We start from the raw sequence: 3,749 nt of genomic DNA, 5'->3' as shown, positions 1-3,749 counted from the left end.
CAGCCGCCGGGCCCGGGACCGCAGCCGCCCCCGCCGCACCCGGGTCCTCCCGAGCCGTCGCCCTCACCGATCCCGCCGGGCCCCGAGCCGGTGCCGAACCCGGAACCCGGCCCGCCGCTGAGCTGACCCGGACGCGGCACGGAACAGGGCGGTGGACGACCGGCAGGCCGTCCACCGCCCTGTCGCACGGGGTGCTACGCCGTCACCTCCGAGCGGTCCCCGCCCCACAGCGTGTGGAACGAGCCGTCGCGGTCCGTGCGCCGGTAGGTGTGCGCGCCGAAGTAGTCGCGCTGGCCCTGGGTGAGCGCGGCCGGCAGGCGCTCCGCGCGGAGGGCGTCGTAGTAGGCGAGGGCCGCGGCGAAGCCGGGGGTCGGCACGCCCTGGCGGGTCGCCGCGACCAGCACCTCGCGCCAGTCGTCCTGGGCGTCGGCGATCTCCCGCGCGAACGTCTCGTCCGACAGGAGGCTCGGCAGGTCCGCGCGGGCGTCGTAGGCGGCGCGGATGCGGTCCAGGAAGGCCGCGCGGATGATGCAGCCGCCGCGCCAGATCGCGGAGACCGCGCCGAGGTCGATGTCCCAGCCGTACTCCTCGCTGCCGGCCGCGACCTCGTGGAAGCCCTGGGTGTACGACACGATCTTCGACGCGTACAGCGCCTGCTCCACCCGGTCGGCGAACGCCGCCGCCTCCGCCTCGCCCATCGGCGCGGCCTTCGGACCGGCCAGGGAGCGCGAGGCCTCGCGCAGCGCAGCGTGACCGGACAGGGAGCGCGCGAAGACGGCCTCGGCGATGCCGGACACCGGCACGCCCAGGTCGAGCGCGATCTGCACGGTCCAGCGGCCCGTGCCCTTCTGCTCCGCCTGGTCCACCACCACGTCCACGAACGGCTTGCCCGTGGCGGCGTCCACGTGCGACAGCACCTCGGCCGTGATCTCGATCAGGTAGGAGTCCAGCCGGCCGGTGTTCCAGGTGCGGAAGATCTCCGCGATCCGCGCGGGGGAGTACCCGGCGACATCGCGCAGCAGCTGGTACGCCTCACCGATCAGCTGCATGTCGGCGTACTCGATGCCGTTGTGCACCATCTTCACGAAGTGTCCGGCGCCGTCCGGCCCGACGTGCGTGACGCAGGGGGAGCCGTCCTTCGCCTTCGCGGAGATCTTCTCCAGCATCGGGCCGAGCGAGTCGTACGACTCCTTCGGGCCGCCCGGCATGATGCTCGGCCCGTTCAGCGCGCCCTCCTCGCCGCCGGAGACACCCATGCCGACGAAGTGGATGCCCTGCTCCCGCAGCGCCTTCTCCCGGCGGCGGGTGTCCGCGAAGTGCGCGTTGCCACCGTCGATGATCATGTCACCGGGCTCGAGCAGTGGCGCGAACTCCTCGATCACGGCGTCCGTCGGCTCACCCGCCTTCACCATCACGACCAGCCGCCGCGGCCGCTCCAGCGCCGCCACGAACTCCTTGGCCGTCTCGGCCGCCACGAAGCCGCCCTCGTGTCCGAACTCCTCCACCAGCGCGTGCGTGCGTGCCGCCGTCCGGTTGTGCACCGCGACCGTGTAGCCGTTGCGGGCGAAGTTACGTGCGAGGTTGCGGCCCATGACCGCGAGTCCCGTGACGCCGATCTGCGCTGAACTGCTCATTGGGGTGGCTCCTCAAGAACTTGGTATCGGTACTGCCGAGTCCCGGTGCTGCCGGTCGATGCCCGCCAGTCCTGCCATCGACCATCCTGACGTGCCGCACTCGCGCACGCACGCGCGGGTCGTCGTGACCCCGCTCAGGCACATACGCGCGGATGCCCCTCGCGTACTCAGCGGGCGTACGCACCCGCGTGCCCCCGCGGACGGGCACACCCGCCCGCGCACGCTCCCCACGGAGCACCAAGGGGGGCGCAACGGGCGAAAAATCCCGGCCACTTGGCGCATCCGTGCGGCTGATAGCCGTCTTGTCACGGCCAGTTCGCAACGCTTACTTTTGCCCCTCCTGACGCGTTGTCGAGGGGGATTTCCATGGCCGTGCGCGGCCGGCACCGCCGGTATCAGCCGAACAGGATCAACCGGGCCTCGCTCACCGTCACCGCGGGCGGCGCCGGAATGGCGCTCCCGCTGCTGGGCACCGGCCCCGCCCAGGCGGCCGACGTGGAGACCTGGGACAAGGTCGCCGCCTGCGAGTCCACCAACGACTGGAACGTCAACACCGGCAACGGGTACTACGGCGGACTCCAGTTCACCCAGTCGACCTGGGAGGCGTACGGCGGCACCCGGTACGCGCCGCGCGCGGATCTGGCCACCAAGGACCAGCAGATCGCCGTCGCCGAGAAGGTCCTGGACGGTCAGGGGCCCGGCGCCTGGCCGGTGTGCTCGGTACGGGCCGGCCTGGCCCGGGGCGGCGACACCCCCGACATCCGGCCGGCCACCGACAAGCCGGACGGAAACGAGAAGAGCGGCAAGAACAGCAAGGGCGACAAGAAGACCGGCGGGTCCTCCGTCGAGGACGTAAAACCGCACACCACACCCCAGTCCCGCGCGGGCCGTGCCGAGATGTACACCGTCGTCCGCGGCGACACCCTCTCCGGCATCGCGTCGGGCGAACGGGTCGGCGGCGGCTGGCGGAAGCTGTACGACGCCAACCGCTCCACCATCGGCGGCGACCCCGACCTGATCATTCCGGGCCAGCGGCTCGCCCTGCCCGACGGGACGACGAAGACGTCCGGGAAACCGGCCGAGTCGGACGGGAAGAAAGCCGGAAGAGCCGGGAAGGCCGAGGAGAAGACCGAGAAGAAGACCGAGAAGAAGGCTGAGAGGAAGGCCGAGAAGAAATCCTCCTCCCAGCGCACCGAGGACCGTGCGGACCGCGCCGCCAAGACCACCGGCGGTCTGGTCGCCCCGGTCAGCGCCGCGCTCGGCACGCCGTACCACAAGGCCGGATCCGCCTGGTCGAAGGGCTACCACACGGGTGTCGACTTCCCCGTCCCCACCGGCACGTCCGTGAAGTCGGTCGGGGCCGGCACCGTGGTCAGCGCGGGCTGGGAGGGGTCGTTCGGCTACCAGGTGGTGGTCCGGCACGCCGACGGCCGCTACAGCCAGTACGCGCACCTGTCGGCGATCTCCGTGAAGAGCGGGCAGTCCGTCGGCGCGGGCCAGCGCATCGGCCGTTCCGGCTCGACCGGGAACAGTTCGGGCCCGCATCTGCACTTCGAGGTGCGGACGGGGCCCGGCTTCGGATCGGACGTCGACCCGGTCGCCTACCTGAGGGCGGGCGGCGTCAGGATGTGACCCGCGTCCTGTGCCGGTCCACCACCGCCACCGGCACGTACGGGCCGCCGTAGAAGGGCGCGTACGACACCAGCGGCACCGGGGCGGAACCCGCGTCGTCCGGCGCACCGCCCGGTGCCAGCACGGGAGCCGGCACCCGTACGTCCTCGGGGAGTTCGAGCGCGGCCAGCAGCCGCTCGGCGGGGTCGGCGGCCGGCTGCTCGTCGGCCGCCGCGGGAGCTCCCTCGGGAGCGGGCTCCGGTACGGAGCCCTCCGCCGTCCGCGCCTCCTGGTGCTCGCGGGCCAGCCGCTCCGTCGTCAGCAGGATCAGACCGCCGGCCGCCACCACGCCACAGCTCAGTGCGAGTGCCGTGCCCGTCGTGCCGTAGCGGAAGGTCTCGCCGAACATCGTGATGCCGACCGCGGCCGCCACCACCGGGTTCACCACCGTCAGCGTGGCCAGCGGGGCCGCGAGGCCGGCGCCCCGGTAGGAGGCCTGGGAGA

General features: G+C 72.5%; 2 protein-coding genes and 1 pseudogene. 1 reads left to right on the top strand and 2 read right to left on the bottom strand.

Annotated features, from left to right (window positions below):
• Positions 1-194: 194 nt before the first annotated feature.
• Positions 195-1,634 (bottom strand): NADP-dependent phosphogluconate dehydrogenase, encoded by a 1,440-nt coding sequence (gndA, locus tag B7767_RS40350; protein WP_085576254.1) that lies wholly within the window; start codon positions 1,632-1,634, stop codon positions 195-197.
• A gap of 366 nt (positions 1,635-2,000) precedes the next feature.
• On the opposite strand from gndA, the gene B7767_RS40345 reads away from it, so the two are divergent.
• On the top strand, positions 2,001-3,266 hold the full coding sequence (locus B7767_RS40345) for a transglycosylase family protein (RefSeq protein ID WP_085576253.1): 1,266 nt from the start codon (positions 2,001-2,003) through the stop codon (positions 3,264-3,266).
• Here B7767_RS40345 and B7767_RS40340 read toward each other — a convergent pair.
• Positions 3,256-3,749, bottom strand: a pseudogene (locus tag B7767_RS40340) (hypothetical protein); the annotation flags it as partial. The gene B7767_RS40345 and the pseudogene B7767_RS40340 sit on opposite strands and share 11 nt — an antisense overlap.

Origin of the sequence: Streptomyces sp. 13-12-16 (genome assembly GCF_002114215.1) — a bacterium.
In the GTDB taxonomy this organism is placed as follows: domain Bacteria; phylum Actinomycetota; class Actinomycetes; order Streptomycetales; family Streptomycetaceae; genus Streptomyces.
Note: the sequence above shows the minus strand (reverse complement) of the source record. Positions and strands in the feature narration are given on the sequence as shown.

Coding starts and splice junctions, on each gene's coding strand:
- gndA (WP_085576254.1), bottom strand. CDS start 1,634: ATGAGCAGTTCAGCGCAGATCGGCGTCACGGGACTCGCGGTCATGGGC.
- B7767_RS40345 (WP_085576253.1), top strand. CDS start 2,001: ATGGCCGTGCGCGGCCGGCACCGCCGGTATCAGCCGAACAGGATCAAC.